Here is a 15,284-nt window from a genome sequence, read left to right on the forward strand (position 1 = left end):
ACTGAATTAATATGATGAATTAAGATGTTTCTTTGATTTGTAAAATATTAATAACTTTTTAAATTATCAAATAAAATGATTTATGGGTTTTACTAGGGGATGATTTTTTTTTGTACTAACTATAATTTGTCAAGTTAAACGTTGTAACTTTGAATTTCAAAAAAATTACAACTTGATTTCAAAAGCCACTATTGATACTGTTTTCGAAACTGCCAGAGTAGAGGAGGTTATCGGTGATTTTGTACAGCTAAAACGTGCAGGAAGTAACTTCAAGGGATTAAGTCCTTTTTCTGAAGAGCGTTCTCCATCGTTCATGGTTTCGCCTGCTAAGGGAATTTGGAAAGATTTTAGTTCTGGAAAAGGAGGGAATTCTGTGGCTTTCTTAATGGAACATTCCCATTTCACCTATCCGGAAGCCATACGATATTTAGCTAAAAAATACAATATTGAAATCGAAGAAACGGAGCAAAGTGATGAAGAGAAAGCCATTACGGATGTTCGGGAAAGTATGTATTTGGTTTCTGAGTTTGCAAAAACCTATTTTCATAATACCCTTTTTAATTCTGAAGAAGGCAAAGCAATAGGGTATTCCTATTTTAAAGAAAGAGGATTTACTAATGATACTATTAAGAAATTTAGTTTAGGATATTCACCAGAAGCTTGGGATGCTTTTACTAAAGAAGCATTAGGTAAAGGGTATAAATTAGAGTTTCTGGAAGGTACAGGTCTCACAATTCCCCGAGATGACAGGCCTTTCGACAGGTTCAAAGGGCGTGTTATGTTTCCTATAGAAAGTATGTCAGGAAGAGTGCTAGGTTTTGGAGGTCGGATTCTTACCAATGATAAAAAAGCGGCCAAATACCTGAATTCTCCCGAAAGTGAAATTTACCATAAAAGCAAAGTGTTGTATGGTATTTTTCAAGCCAAACAATCTATTGCGAAATTGAATAATTGTTATTTGGTAGAAGGATATACGGATGTGATTCAATTCAATCAATCCGGAATTGAGAATGTCGTTAGTTCTTCGGGAACTGCTCTGACACCGGATCAAATTCGATTGATAAATAGATTAACAAAGAATATTACTGTTCTTTTTGATGGCGATGCAGCAGGTTTACGCGCTTCTATCCGTGGAATCGATTTAATTCTGGAGGAAGGGATGAATGTAAAAGTGTGTACATTTCCTGACGGAGAAGACCCGGACAGTTTTGCCAAGAAAACATCGTATGATGATTTAGTTTTATATCTTGAAAATAATGCCAAGGATTTCATTCAGTTCAAAGCGTCGCTTTTGATGAATGAAGCCAAGAATGATCCGATCAAAAAAGCGGATTTAATTAGGGATATGGTAGTGAGTATTTCCAAGATTCCGGATAGAATTCAACGAGAGATTTACATTCAGGAATGTTCGAGAATTATGGATATTTCGGAGCAGGTTTTGCAAAGTACCTTGGCGCAATTAGTTCAAAAAGATGTTTCTGAAGTTGGAAAAAAACAAAAACAGGAACAACAAGCTTTTGAAGTTGTCAAAAATGAAAATCCAATTGATGCAGAGAAAGTAGATGTTTTATATCGATTGGAACGTAAAATTATTGAGATTCTTTTGTTATATGGAAATAAAACAGAAGAGTTTGAAGATGCTTTTTTGAGAACAAACGAGGAAGGGGAAATAGAAAATGTTATAGAAAAAAAAGATTATAAAGTATATCAGAGAATCTATTTGAGCCTGCAGGAAGATGAGGTAGAGCTTGCTAATCCTTTGTTTAGAGCTATTTTTAATGATCTGATAAATTTTTACCATCAGAATGAAAACTTCAGTTTAGAAAAATATTTAATGCATTTGCAACCTGATTTTGCACAGGAGGTTACGGATATTTTGATGGAAGATGAAAGAGTAGTATTGCACAACTGGGAAGGACAAAATATTTTTCCAAAGTCTAAAAGTGAGACAATTAGTCAAAATGTATCTGAAACGATTCTAACTATGCGTTGGTATCTAGTGGGGAAAATAATTGAAGAACTAAAAAGCTCTCTATCATCTGAACCGGATTCAGATAATACAGAGCCTCTCTCTTTGACAATGGATTACAACACATTAATTCATTCGTTTTCAAAAAAATTAGGAAGAGTAATGTCTAGATATTACTAGACTAAACTATTTCTAAGGTTTTTGCTTTGTTTACCAAATCAACTAAATTAGTGACATTTAATTTTGTTAAGAGACGTAATTTATACGTACTAATTGTTTTTTCGTTAAGATTTAGAATTTCAGCAATTTCATGATTCTTTTTCCCATCACTTAAATAGCGTAAAACTTCTACTTCACGATTGGAAAGCTTTCGATATAATCGTTCGCTTTTGCTTTGTTTTGCAATTAATGCCAAGTTTTTCTTGACTGTTTCATTCATGATTATTTTTCCTTGATGGACTTTAATAATCGAAATGCCTAAGGTTTCTAGTTTCTCTTTTTTGTGAATAAACCCAGAAACACCAGCTTTTATAGCATTAGGTGCATAAATTTGTTCTGAAAGACCACTGAAAATAATAATTTTAGTTTTTGGGAAGTTTTTCAAGAGATTTTTAACTTCAAAAATACTCGAAAGACCTTCCAGTTCCAGGTCTAATATTAATACATCAATGTCCTTGGTAAGGAGTATATCCCGAACCATCAAAAAATTCCCCACATTGGCAACAATTGATATTTCTGCGTGATCCTTAAAGTAAGATTTTACTCCAAAATGCACTACGGGATAGTTGTCTGCTAAGCATACTTTAATCATAGTTTTAATTTTTAGTGTTGTTTATATTTTGGATAGTAAATTTAATAAATAAATTCTGTAAATAACTGAAAATCAGTATAAAAATGTTAATGTTTTAGTTTGTTGGGATTAAACAAACCGGAATTGCTTTCATTTTATGTTGATTGATAGTATTTAATCGCTTATAAATCTCGAAAACAGTTTTTTCTCTTCCTGAAAAATCGTTGGCTGATTTTCCTGATTCATCTTGATTCATTGCCCATTCTAATTCGTCGTAACTGGCGCCTAATTGTTCTTCATCGGTTCTTTCATCTCCAAATAATCCATCAGATGGAGAGGCTTTCAAGATTGAATCCGGTGTTTTTAAATAACTGCCTAAAAGATATACTTCGGATTTCATTAAATCTGCAATTGGACTTAAATCGACACCGCCATCCCCATATTTGGTAAAAAAGCCAACGCCAAAATCCTCGACTTTATTTCCAGTTCCGGCAACCAATAATCCATAAATACCAGCAAAATAATACAAAGTGGTCATTCGTAAACGAGCACGTGTATTCGCCAGAGATAAATGAAGTTTATCTGTTTCCACATTATCCGGGACAATTTTTTTGAAAGATTCAAAAACTGAGGTTAAATCAGCTTCAATACTAGTAACATTAGGGAATCTGTTTTTTAATTGTTCAATATGTTCACGACCGCGGGTTACGTGGCTATGCGCCTGATGTATGGGCATTTCTACACATAAAACTTGTAATCCGGTTTGTGCACAAAGTGTTGAGGTTACTGCTGAATCAACTCCACCAGAGATTCCTATTACAAAACCATTTACTTTTGCGTTTTCTGCATAGGTTTTTAACCAATCTACAATGTGTGTATTTGTTTTTTCAACTTGCATGGTGGTATTTTTAATCATAATAGTTTAGGTATTAAAAAGGAGAATGTATATTTGCAATATCATTCGTAATTTATTCGTTTCCCTATTACTTTGGCTACAAACTTAATTAATAAATATGAAAACACACTTGTTTTTGATAGTCTTTTGTCTCTTTTTTTTATCTTGTGATAAAAAACATACTATAGAAAACGCAGTTGATAAAATTCCTGTAGAAGTTGAAGTAGTGCGTTTTGATAAAATATTTTTTGAAACTCCAACTCAAGAAATAGGAAAAATTAAAAAAAAGTTTCCCTATTTCTTTCCCGGTGGGAATGACGATAGTGTATGGATTAATAAAATGCAAAATCCATTATGGCGAGAATTATATGTAGAAGTCCAAAAAAAATATCCAGATTTAAATCCTGTGAAGAAGGATTTAAATTCTCTTTTTAAACATATCAAATATTATTTCCCTAAGACTAAAACGCCAAAAGTTATTACAATAATCTCAGAAATGGATTATAATACTAAAGCCATTTATGCGGATAGTTTAGTTATTATTCCTCTTGAATTGTATTTAGGAAAAAACCATAAATTTTATCAGTTTCCAAATTATATAAGTCAAAACCTGGAGCAGGGGCAAATAATTCCGGATATAGTTTCTAGCTTTTCTATTGGAAAGATTGCGCCTGTTACAGATAAAAATTTCCTGAATCAAATGGTGTATTTTGGAAAACAATTATATTTAAAAGACTTACTTTTGCCGGATTATAGTGATGCGGATAAAATGGGTTACACGGCGGAACAAATTAAATGGTGCCAGGAAAACGAAAGTTATATGTGGCGTTATTTTATAGAAAAAGAAATATTCTATAGTGATGAGCAAAAACTACTGCCTCGTTTTATCAATGCGGCTCCATTTTCTAAGTTTTATTTAGAAATTGATAATGAATCACCAGGACGTGTTGGCACTTGGATTGGCTGGCAAATTGTACGTTCTTACATGAAAAATAATGATGTGACTCTCGCAGATTTATTCAAAACAGATGCAAAAGAAATATTCGGAAAATCAAAATACAAACCTAAAAAATAATGTCAGATAAAAATACATCAGAAATTAAATTTCTAATCGAATTAGACGATAATCGTGTTCCCGAAAAATTAATGTGGTCTGCTAACGACGGTGGAGTTGAGGCGCAGGAGGCTAAAGCTATTATGTTGTCTATTTGGGACAGTAAGGCCAAAGAGAGTATGCGTATCGATTTATGGACTAAAGATATGCCTGTAGATGAAATGAAAATTTTCTTTCATCAAAGTTTAGTGGCTATGTCTGAAACATTTAAACGCGCTACTGATGATGAAAAAATGGCGGATACTATGAAAGATTTTTGCGATTATTTCGCAGAAAAATTGGAGCTGACGAAATAAATTAGATTCAGTATCTAAAATATAAAATCCCAAAACTGTTATTTAAGTTTTGGGATTTTATTTGTTTTTAAATAAGAGAATCGAATTTCTAAAACTGATTGTTATTTTTGAAAACTTCTTGATTTACTTCGTCAATATAACTTAATAATTCTTCTTTTCCTGTAGATTCAGTTGCTGAGGTAACAAAATAATGAGGCATTTCGGCCCAGTTATTAGCAAACATTTTCTTTTTGTAAGCAGCAACGTGAGAATCAATTTTTACTTTACTGATTTTATCAGCTTTGGTGAAAACAATACAAAATGGAATTTCACTTTCTCCCATATAGGACATGAATTCAATGTCTATCGTTTGTGCTTCATGACGAATATCAATTAAAACAAAAGCACAAACTAATTGCTCTCTTGTTTCAAAATAATCAGTAATGAATTCCTGAAAAATAGATTTTGTCTTTTTAGAAACTTTGGCGTAGCCATAACCCGGTAAATCGACAAGAAACCAATTGTTGTTAATTAAAAAATGGTTAATTAATTGTGTTTTTCCCGGTCTTCCAGACGTTTTCGCTAATTTCTTTTGATTAGTCAGCATATTGATCAATGAGGACTTACCTACATTTGATCGGCCTATAAAAGCATATTCTGGCATAAAGTCTTTGGGACATTTTGTTACATCAGAGTTGCTGATAATAAATTCGGCAGTATTAATTTTCATGATTTGCGTATCTAATTATTCTTTTTTTTAAGCGTGTACTTGCAAATGGGTTACTGATAGCCACTCTTCCAGCAAACGATTAAATTCTTCCGGCTGTTCCATCATGGCAGCATGGCCACAGTGGTCAATCCAATATAAAGTAGAATTTGGTAATAATTTATTAAACTCTACAGCAACATCAGGAGGAGTTACCTTATCATTTTTACCCCAAATAATACAAGTTTGTACATGCATTTTTGGTAAATCTTTAGCCATATTATGACGAATGGCGCTTTTGGCAATCGTCAATGTTTTGATTAATTTTATTCTGTCATTTACGGAAGCATACACTTCGTCAATAAGTTCTTTAGTTGCTACTTTTGGATCATAAAATACATCTTCTGCTTTTTTCTTAATGTATTCGTAGTCACCTCTTTTTGGATAACTGTCTCCCATAGCACTTTCGTAAAGTCCAGAGCTACCAGTTATTATGAGACCTGCTACTTTTTCAGGATACATTTTTGTATGGTATAAAGCAATATGTCCCCCAAGGGAATTTCCTAGAAGAATTACTCGTTCTAAGCCTTTAAACGTAATAAAATCTTTTACGTATTTAGCAAAACTCTTAACATTAGTTTTTAGAATGCTTTGAGTGTAAATTGGTAAATCAGGGATTATTATTTTGTATCCTTTGTTAGAAAAATAACTGGCAACAGCATCAAAATTACTTAACCCTCCCATCAAGCCGTGAAGAATGACAATAGGGATTCCTTCTCCAGCTTCATAATAGCTGTATCTACCTTCTTTTTTATAGTATTTTTCCATGTTTTTAGAATCCGGATTTTCAATTTTGACAAATATAGGATTTAAAAAATAAAAATAAATTTTTACGACAATTTTAATTAGTTAATTCTTTAAGTTAATTATGATAAATTTTACTTGTTTATGATCTAAAATGTTAATTATTTGCTCTTTTTGCCAATAGTAAGATTCAAATTGTACAGTGTTTTTAGTCTTCTTTTTTAATGATGTTATCTTTCTTACAAATAAAATAAAATTGACATAACGTTCTGATTGTCCAAAAATTAAGGGTTTTTATTCAAAAGTGGTTAAACTTATTAACAAAGTGGTATATAGTGGTAAAATGTGGTAATATTTTTTATATTTTTGCTCTACACCATTTAATACATTTTCCTTGGATACAATTGTTGGAACATATGAATGTAAAGTCGATGCTAAAGGGAGGTTGTTGTTACCGGCACCTTTGAAAAAGCAGTTGGCCTCTTCTCTTCAAAACGGGTTCGTTTTGAAGCGTTCCGTTTTTCAGTCGTGTCTGGAGTTGTACCCTATGCAGGAATGGCTATTGATGACAGAAAAAATCAGTAAGCTGAACCGATTTGTTAAAAAGAACAATGATTTCATACGCAAGTTTACTGCCGGGGTGAAAATAGTTGAGATAGATGCTTTGGGGCGATTATTAGTGCCAAAGGATTTAGTGCTTTTTGCTAGTATTAGTAAAGAGGTAGTGTTTTCATCAGCAATCAATATTGTGGAAATTTGGGATAAAGACTTGTATGAGAAATCTATAGGTGATGAAGAAATAGATTTTGCTGATTTAGCAGAAGAAGTAATGGGAAATATAAATGACAACGACTATGGAATATCATAATCCGGTTTTGCTTCAGGCATCAGTAGATGGTTTAAATATTAAGCCTGACGGCATTTATGTAGATGTGACTTTTGGTGGCGGTGGTCATTCAAAAGAAATTTTAAAAAGACTTGGTCGAAACGGAAAATTATTTGCCTTTGACCAAGATGAGGATGCTTTAGCGAATGCTTTGGATGACGAAAGATTTACACTTATTAATGAAAATTTTAGATTCATTAAACGTTTTTTACGTTTTTACGGGGTGAAAAGTGTTGATGGAATTTTAGGTGATTTGGGGGTTTCATCACATCAGTTTGATGTTGCAGAAAGAGGTTTTTCGACCCGATTTAATGCAGAGTTGGATATGAGAATGAGTCAAAAAAATGATTTGAATGCCTATCGTGTGGTTAATGAATATGATGAGGCGAACCTGAAAAGAGTATTCGTGGATTATGGAGAATTGAAAAATGCACCTGTTTTAGCAAGAACGATTGTAGAAGCAAGAGAGGAGCAACCAATCAAAACCACAGATAAATTGAAAGAGGTATTGGCGAAATATCTACCGGAAAGAGTTAGAAATAAAATATTGGCTCAAATCTATCAAGCGATTCGTATTGAAGTAAATCAAGAGATGGATGTTTTGAAAGAGTTTTTGGAACAATCCTTAGAAATATTAAATCCAAGCGGTAGATTAAGCGTGATTTCGTATCATTCTTTAGAAGATAGATTGGTAAAACGATTTATGAAAAATGGCATGTTTGAAGGAGAACCTGAGCGTGACTTTTTTGGTAATTTTTCGGTTCCATTTAAAACTGTTGGTAAATTAGTTGTGCCGGATGCTGCTGAAATAAAGGAAAATAACAGAGCGAGAAGTGCTAAACTACGAATAGCGGAAAAGATATAATTAGTTATATAAAAAATGAAAAACGGAGTTTATAATCTATTAAAAGCAAGGTTTCTGATCGATGATGATGCAGTTAAAAACTGGCGTTTCATTGTTTTTGTAATTGTTTTAGCTATAATTATGATTGCTAATACGCAGCGATTTGAACAAAAAGTTTTTAAGATTACTGAGTTGACAAATAAAGTAAAAGAATTGCGTTCGGAATTTGTAGACAGACGTTCGGAGCTAATGAAATTGAAAATGGAATCAACAGTTTCTGAAAAAATGGTAGAAAAAAATATTTTTCCGTCAACAGTTCCTCCAGTTAAAATTGAAGTTAAAAAAGAAGAAGAAAAAAGTTTCTTCAAAAAAATATGGCAGTAGAAGATAAACACATATCGTACAGAATTTATCTGGTTGCATTCGCTATCTTTTTGATGGCAATTGCGATTGCTGTAAAGTTGACAAATATCCAATGGGTGGAGGGGGATTATTATAGAAAATTAGCCAAAGAAAGAACGGTTAGAAATTTTGTAATTCCAGCCAATAAAGGAAATGTTTATTCTGCTGACGGAAGCCTTTTGGCAACCTCTATTCCAAACTATGAAATACGTTTTGATGCTGTTACTCCAAAAGCGGAATCATTCGAAAAAAATGTGAAGACTTTGTCTGATTCATTGGCTTCAGTCTTAGGGAAACCGTCCAGCTATTTTCAAAATGAATTAAGAAAAGCAAGAGCAAACAAAAACAGATATTATCTAATTGCTCGAAATTTAAGCTATACAGAATATTTTAAAATCAAAGGGTTTCCACTGTTCAATTTGGGTAGTAATAAAGGCGGAATAATCATTGAACAAGAAACGGTTAGGAAACATCCGATAGGGAAAATTGCAGAACGTACCATTGGCTATGAAAGAAGTAATTCAAATGGAACTTCAGATGGGAAAGGTATCGAATGGGCTTATCGTAAATATCTTAACGGTAAAGACGGGAATATTTTAAAGCAAAAAATAGCAAAAGGACAATGGAAACCGTTGCGTGACATCAACGAAGTGGATCCGCAGGACGGTTACGATGTGATCTCGACCATTGATGTTTTTATTCAAGATATTGCCCATCATGCTTTGTTGAAACAATTAGAAGATTACCAGGCAGATCATGGTTGCGTGGTAGTTATGGAAACTAGTACCGGTCATGTTAAAGCAATATCAAATTTGGGAAGAGCTACGGATGGAACGTATTTTGAAACTACGAATTATGCCGTTGCCGAATCTCACGAGCCTGGTTCTACCTATAAACTAGCCGATTTAATGGCGCTTCTTGAAGATAAAAAAGTAGATACTAGTGCTGTTTATGACAGCAATGGTGGTGTAGTAGTTTACTCAGGAAGGAAAGTACGCGATTCCCATGTAGGTGGGTATGGTAAAATTTCTTTAGCAAGAGGTTTTGAACTTTCGTCGAATACGGTCATGGTTCAAGCCGTTTATAATAATTATAAAAAGGAGCCTTCAAAATTTGTAAATCACCTTAACAATTTTGGATTAAATAGACCTTTAGGACTTTCGATTAAAGGGGAAGGTCGTCCCTATGTTCCACAGCCAAGTGATAAACACTGGTCAAATATTTCACTGCCTTGGATGGCTTTTGGATATGGAGTTTCTATTACGCCAATGCAAACATTAGCTTTTTATAATGCTGTTGCCAATAATGGAGAAATGGTTAAACCGCAGTTTGTTTCTGAAATTAAAGAATGGAATAAAACAATTAAAAAGTATGATAAAGAGGTTTTGAATCCTAAAATATGTTCGCAAGGAACTATTTTGAAATTAAAAGCAATCTTATTAAATGTTGTCAAAAAAGGCACAGCATCAAAATTGTATTCTAAAGATTTTTCTATGGCAGGAAAAACAGGAACGGCTGCGGTGAATTATGCAAAAGATGGCGGATCAGGTAAATATTATGCCTCTTCATTTGTGGGTTATTTTCCAGCAGATCACCCAAAATATTCTTGTATAGTTGTCGTTCATAAGCCGAGTACGGTAAATAACAATTATTATGGTGCTGATGTGGCAGGTCCCGTTTTCAAACGTATTGCCCAAAAGATTTTTACAGATGCTCCTTCAACTAATAAAATTAAAAATTTAAACAGAAAGATTCCAAAACAAGAAAATAATTATGATTCTTATTTTGTAAAATCACAAGTGAAGTCGCCATCAATTCCTAATGTAAAAGGAATGTCAGGGATGGATGCATTGGCTTTATTAGAAAACTTAGGTTTAAAAGTGAAAGTTACCGGAATAGGAAAGGTAAAAAAACAATCGCTCCAAGCGGGTCAAAACATTGTGAAAAACACAACTATACTATTGGAATTATCATGAGTGTATTAAAAGACATATTATACAAAGTAGCAATCGAAGCCGTAAAAGGTTCGACGGATATTACTATAGACAAAATGGACTTCGACTCAAGAAAAATCGAAAAAAACGATGTTTTTATAGCTATTCGTGGTTCTATTTCTGACGGTCATGATTTTATAGAAAAGGCAATTCAACAGGGAGCTGTTGCAATTGTATGCGATACTTTTCCGGAGACTACCACAAAAGGAATCACCTATGTTCAGGTCAAAGATACTAATTCGGCCTTGGCATTTATGGCTGCAAATTATTTTGGAGATCCTTCTGAAAAAATGAAATTGGTTGGTATTACAGGAACAAACGGTAAAACTACCATTGCATCTTTATTATACCAATTGTTTAAAAAAGCAGGGTTTAAAGTTGGATTACTTTCTACAGTGAAAATTTTAGTTGACGAGAAAGAATATAAAGCGACTCACACCACTCCGGATTCAATTACAATAAACCACTATCTAAAAGAAATGGCGGAGAGTGGTGTTGAATATTGTTTTATGGAAGTGAGTTCGCATGGAATTCATCAAAAAAGAACGGAAGCATTGCATTTTGTAGGCGGTATTTTCACCAATTTGTCTCACGACCATTTGGATTATCACCCAACATTTGCAGAGTACAGAGATGTAAAAAAATCTTTTTTTGACAATTTGCCAAAATCTGCTTTTGCATTAGTAAATATTGATGATAAAAACGGACCAGTGATGTTGCAGAATACTGCAGCAAAAAAACTGACGTATGCTTTAAAATCCTATGCTGATTATAAAGCACAAATCCTAGAAAATCAATTGTCCGGTTTGTTGTTGAAAATAAATGGAAATGAAGTTTGGGTGAAACTTATTGGAACATTTAATGCTTACAATTTATTGGCGATATACGGAACGGCAGTTCAATTAGGAATGGAAAGCCTGGAGGTACTTCGCTTATTATCAGATTTAGAAAGTGTTTCGGGACGTTTTCAATTTATTGTTTCGGCCTCAAATATTACAGCTATTGTAGATTATGCGCATACGCCAGATGCATTAGAAAATGTGCTGAAAACAATCAATAATATCCGTACAAAAAATGAGCAATTGATAACTGTTGTAGGTTGTGGTGGGAATAGAGACAAAACAAAACGCCCAATCATGGCTGGGATTGCGTCAGAGCTTAGTGATAAAGCAATATTAACTTCCGATAATCCAAGAAATGAAGACCCGGAAGTTATTATTACAGAAATGGAACAAGGTGTTGCCCCGCAAAATTATAAAAAAACATTGACTATAACCGATAGAAAACAGGCTATAAAAACCGCTTGTCAATTAGCTCAGCCAAATGATATTATATTAATTGCTGGAAAAGGTCATGAGACTTATCAGGAAATAAATGGTGTTCGTCATGATTTTGACGACATGAAAATTGTTAAAGAATTATTAGAACAACTCCATAAATAGACAAATATGCTATACTACTTATTTCAATATTTAGACAAAATATTAGATGTTCCTGGAACAGGTGTTTTTCAGTACATTACTTTTAGATCTGCATTGGCATTGATGCTTTCTTTGCTGTTATCTACGATTTATGGAAAAAGAATTATCAGTTTTCTGCAAAGACAACAAGTAGGGGAAACGGTCCGTGAACTTGGTTTGGCGGGTCAAAATGAAAAAGCAGGTACACCAACTATGGGAGGCTTGATTATCATATTTGCCACTTTAGTTCCTGTCGTCCTTTTTGCAAAACTGCATAATATCTACATCGTTTTATTGATAGTTACTACGCTATGGATGGGAACTATTGGGTTTATAGATGATTATATTAAAATTTTCAAAAAAGATAAAGAAGGTCTAAAAGGAATATTTAAAGTTTTTGGGCAAGTAGGTTTGGGATTAATTGTTGGAACAGTTCTTTATTTTAGTCCTGCTGTAACTGTTAGAACTGATACTGCGAAATCGGATATTTTTAAAACACCTACAGAAAATGTAATTGTTCAAGCCCCAGTCGAAGAAAAATCTACTGCAACGACAATTCCTTTCTTTAAAAACAATGAATTTGATTATGCTGAATTATTAGCTTGGACAGGTGAAGGATATGAAAAATGGGCTTGGTTGATTTTTATTCCAGTTGTTATTTTTATTATTACTGCGGTTTCTAATGGTGCTAATTTAACGGATGGTATTGATGGGCTTGCTGCAGGAACTTCAGCTGTTTCGGTACTGGCATTGGGAATATTTACGTTCGTTTCCGGAAATATCATTTTCTCTAATTACTTAAATATAATGTATATCCCTAATTCAGGGGAAATGACGGTTTTTATCGCTGCCTTTGTGGGAGCATTAATTGGGTTTCTTTGGTATAATTCCTATCCTGCATCTGTTTTTATGGGAGACACAGGTAGTTTGACTATTGGAGGAATCATTGCTGTTTTGGCAATCGCAGTTCGAAAAGAAATGCTGATTCCTTTATTATGTGGAATTTTTCTTGTCGAAAATTTTTCAGTCGTTTTGCAAGTCTCTTATTTTAAATATACAAAGAAACGCTTTGGCGAAGGTCGAAGAATCTTTCTTATGTCCCCTTTACATCATCATTATCAGAAAAAAGGTTATCACGAAAGTAAGATTGTAACCCGTTTCTGGATTGTTGCGATCATGCTGGCCATATTGTCAATTGTTACTTTAAAATTAAGATAAGTTTTAATTAAAAATCAGGAATTAAAAATTAAAAATTCTCGGAATGAAAGAAAATATTATTCAACAAAAATCATTTCTTTTTGCCGTTAGGATAATTAATTTATACAAAAATTTAACAAATAAAAAAAAGGAGTTTGTTTTGAGTAAACAAATTTTAAGATGTGGAACATCTATTGGTGCAAACGTAGAAGAATCAATAGGTGGGCGTTCTAATAAAGAGTTTTTATTTAAACTGGAGATTTCATACAAAGAAGCAAGAGAAACAATTTATTGGTTAAAATTATTAAAAGAAACAGATTATATTTCAATTATTGAATTTGAAAGTATATGTGTTGAAGCCGAAGAAATTTGTAAAATATTGGCGAAAATTATAATAACCTTAAAGGGGAAAATGTAGAAAAAATAATTAAATAATTAATTGAGAATTAAAAATTGAAAATGAGGAATTAGAACTACTCAAAATTCAGTTAATCACTATTCAAAAATTTTAATTTTTAATTCTCAATTTTTAATTGAAATAGTATGAGGCTAGTAATTTTAGGCGGTGGAGAAAGCGGTATAGGAACTGCTATTCTTGGTAAAAAGAAAGGATTTGATGTATTTGTGTCTGATTTTGGAAAGATAAAAGAAAATTATAAAGAGGTTCTTATCATTAATGAAATTGCCTGGGAAGAGGAAAAGCACACCGAAGATTTGATTTTGAATGGTGATTTGGTGATGAAAAGCCCGGGAATTCCAGAAAAATCTCCAATTGTCAAAAAACTGCTGGAGAAAGGAATTCCAGTGCTATCAGAAATTGAGTTTGCAGCCCCTTATACAAACGCTACAATAATTGGAATTACCGGCAGCAACGGAAAGACCACTACTACAATGCTTGCTTATCATTTGTTAAAATCAGCCGGTTTGAATGTAGGATTAGGAGGGAATATCGGTAAAAGTTTTGCTTGGCAGGTAGCAGATAATGATTATGATTCGTATGTGCTGGAGTTGAGTAGTTTTCAATTGGATGGAATTGTGAATTTCAAACCGCACATTGCTATTATTACGAATATTAGTCCGGATCATTTAGATCGATACGATTATAAATATGAAAATTACATTGATTCAAAATTTAGAATTACAATGAATCAAACCGAGGACGATTACCTCATATATGACGCAGATGATGAAGCCATTGCAGAATGGCTTAAAACGCACACAACTAAAGCTAAATTAATTCCTTTTTCATTGACAAAAACACTCAGCGAAGGAGCTTATATAAAAAATAACAAAATGGAAATTTCAATTAATCAAGAAGAGTTTACAATGGATACAGAGCATATTGCCTTGGAAGGAAAACATAACATGAAAAACGCAATGGCAGCAACTTCTGTGGCAAAATTGATGCAAATTAGAAAGTTGACAATACGCGAAAGCTTGTCTAACTTTCAAGGAGTAGAGCATCGTCTTGAAAAAGTTTTGAAAATCCAAAATGTACAATATATCAATGATTCCAAAGCAACCAATGTAAATGCCACTTTTTTTGCATTAGATAGTATGAATACACCTACAGTTTGGATTGTGGGTGGTGTTGATAAAGGAAATGATTACAATGAATTGATGTCGTTAGTTCGTGAAAAAGTAAAAGCAATTATTTGCCTCGGAGTTGATAATAAAAAAATAATAGATGCTTTTGGGAATGTGGTAGATATGATGGTCGAAGTTGATAATATGAATGATGCCGTGAGAATGGCACAGCGTTTAACCGAAAAAGGAGATACGGTTTTATTGTCGCCGGCTTGTGCTAGTTTTGATTTGTTTGAAAACTATGAAGACAGAGGAAACCAATTTAAACAAGCAGTTAAGAATTTATAAAATAAGGAATTACGAATTAGGATTTAGGAATTGTATTCCAAACGCGAAATCCTAATTGCTAAATTGAAAATCT

Annotated in this window: 15 protein-coding genes; 11 read left to right on the top strand and 4 right to left on the bottom strand. The window is 33.1% G+C overall.

What is annotated here, in order from left to right; genetic code table 11:
- Window positions 1–172 precede the first annotated feature (172 nt).
- Complete coding sequence (gene dnaG, locus ACFX5F_RS02285) at window positions 173–2,149, top strand: DNA primase (protein WP_379849512.1); 1,977 nt, start codon at window positions 173–175, stop codon at window positions 2,147–2,149.
- A gap of 1 nt (window position 2,150) precedes the next feature.
- On the opposite strand, the gene ACFX5F_RS02290 is transcribed toward dnaG, so the two are convergent.
- Both ACFX5F_RS02290 and nadE read right to left on the bottom strand, forming a co-directional pair.
- Complete coding sequence (locus tag ACFX5F_RS02290) at window positions 2,151–2,780, bottom strand: response regulator transcription factor (RefSeq protein ID WP_103998840.1); 630 nt, start codon at window positions 2,778–2,780, stop codon at window positions 2,151–2,153.
- 94 nt (window positions 2,781–2,874) lie between these two features.
- Window positions 2,875–3,675 carry an NAD(+) synthase gene (gene nadE, locus ACFX5F_RS02295; RefSeq protein WP_379849514.1) on the bottom strand — a complete coding sequence of 267 codons (801 nt, stop codon included), beginning with the start codon at window positions 3,673–3,675 and terminating at the stop codon, window positions 2,875–2,877.
- Window positions 3,676–3,772: 97 nt separating this feature from the next.
- On the opposite strand from nadE, the gene gldB reads away from it, so the two are divergent.
- Window positions 3,773–4,729, top strand: coding sequence for a gliding motility lipoprotein GldB (gene gldB / locus ACFX5F_RS02300; RefSeq protein WP_379849516.1), 957 nt, complete (start codon window positions 3,773–3,775; stop codon window positions 4,727–4,729).
- Window positions 4,729–5,064 carry a gliding motility protein GldC gene (gene gldC, locus ACFX5F_RS02305; RefSeq protein ID WP_379849518.1) on the top strand — a complete coding sequence of 112 codons (336 nt, stop codon included), beginning with the start codon at window positions 4,729–4,731 and terminating at the stop codon, window positions 5,062–5,064. Before gldB ends, gldC begins: the two co-directional genes overlap by 1 nt.
- 88 nt (window positions 5,065–5,152) lie before the next feature.
- Here gldC and yihA read toward each other — a convergent pair whose 3' ends face one another.
- Both yihA and ACFX5F_RS02315 read right to left on the bottom strand, forming a co-directional pair.
- A complete protein-coding gene (yihA, locus tag ACFX5F_RS02310) occupies window positions 5,153–5,773 on the bottom strand; it encodes a ribosome biogenesis GTP-binding protein YihA/YsxC (RefSeq protein ID WP_379849520.1) in 621 nt (206 codons plus the stop codon).
- 27 nt (window positions 5,774–5,800) lie between these two features.
- Window positions 5,801–6,577 (bottom strand): alpha/beta fold hydrolase, encoded by a 777-nt coding sequence (locus tag ACFX5F_RS02315; RefSeq protein WP_379849522.1) that lies wholly within the window; start codon window positions 6,575–6,577, stop codon window positions 5,801–5,803.
- 370 nt (window positions 6,578–6,947) lie between these two features.
- Between ACFX5F_RS02315 and mraZ the strand changes: the two genes are divergently transcribed.
- The 8 genes from mraZ to murD all read left to right on the top strand — a co-directional run bounded on the left by mraZ (window position 6,948) and on the right by murD (window position 15,211).
- The gene (gene mraZ, locus ACFX5F_RS02320) at window positions 6,948–7,421 is read left to right on the top strand and encodes a division/cell wall cluster transcriptional repressor MraZ (protein ID WP_379849524.1); all 474 of its coding nucleotides are present in this window, start codon (window positions 6,948–6,950) and stop codon (window positions 7,419–7,421) included.
- Window positions 7,396–8,304: a 16S rRNA (cytosine(1402)-N(4))-methyltransferase RsmH gene (rsmH, locus tag ACFX5F_RS02325; protein ID WP_379849526.1), complete on the top strand. Its 909-nt coding sequence runs from the start codon at window positions 7,396–7,398 to the stop codon at window positions 8,302–8,304. The genes mraZ and rsmH overlap by 26 nt, the downstream gene beginning before the upstream one ends.
- A 15-nt stretch (window positions 8,305–8,319) precedes the next feature.
- On the top strand, window positions 8,320–8,667 hold the full coding sequence (locus ACFX5F_RS02330) for an FtsL-like putative cell division protein (protein ID WP_073203992.1): 348 nt from the start codon (window positions 8,320–8,322) through the stop codon (window positions 8,665–8,667).
- Window positions 8,658–10,661 carry a penicillin-binding protein gene (locus ACFX5F_RS02335; RefSeq protein WP_379849528.1) on the top strand — a complete coding sequence of 668 codons (2,004 nt, stop codon included), beginning with the start codon at window positions 8,658–8,660 and terminating at the stop codon, window positions 10,659–10,661. The genes ACFX5F_RS02330 and ACFX5F_RS02335 overlap by 10 nt, the downstream gene beginning before the upstream one ends.
- Entirely contained in the window at window positions 10,658–12,121 is a 1,464-nt protein-coding gene (locus ACFX5F_RS02340) for a UDP-N-acetylmuramoyl-L-alanyl-D-glutamate--2,6-diaminopimelate ligase (RefSeq protein WP_379849530.1), read from the top strand. Before ACFX5F_RS02335 ends, ACFX5F_RS02340 begins: the two co-directional genes overlap by 4 nt.
- Before the next feature lie 6 nt (window positions 12,122–12,127).
- The gene (gene mraY / locus ACFX5F_RS02345) at window positions 12,128–13,357 is read left to right on the top strand and encodes a phospho-N-acetylmuramoyl-pentapeptide-transferase (RefSeq protein ID WP_379849532.1); all 1,230 of its coding nucleotides are present in this window, start codon (window positions 12,128–12,130) and stop codon (window positions 13,355–13,357) included.
- Between the two features lie 43 nt (window positions 13,358–13,400).
- The gene (locus tag ACFX5F_RS02350) at window positions 13,401–13,754 is read left to right on the top strand and encodes a four helix bundle protein (protein WP_379849534.1); all 354 of its coding nucleotides are present in this window, start codon (window positions 13,401–13,403) and stop codon (window positions 13,752–13,754) included.
- A 125-nt stretch (window positions 13,755–13,879) separates the two neighbouring features.
- Entirely contained in the window at window positions 13,880–15,211 is a 1,332-nt protein-coding gene (gene murD / locus ACFX5F_RS02355; RefSeq protein WP_379849536.1) for a UDP-N-acetylmuramoyl-L-alanine--D-glutamate ligase, read from the top strand.
- Window positions 15,212–15,284: the final 73 nt, after the last annotated feature.

The sequence above is a fragment of the Flavobacterium zhoui genome (genome assembly GCF_042787235.1).
In the GTDB taxonomy this organism is placed as follows: Bacteria; Bacteroidota; Bacteroidia; order Flavobacteriales; family Flavobacteriaceae; genus Flavobacterium; species Flavobacterium zhoui.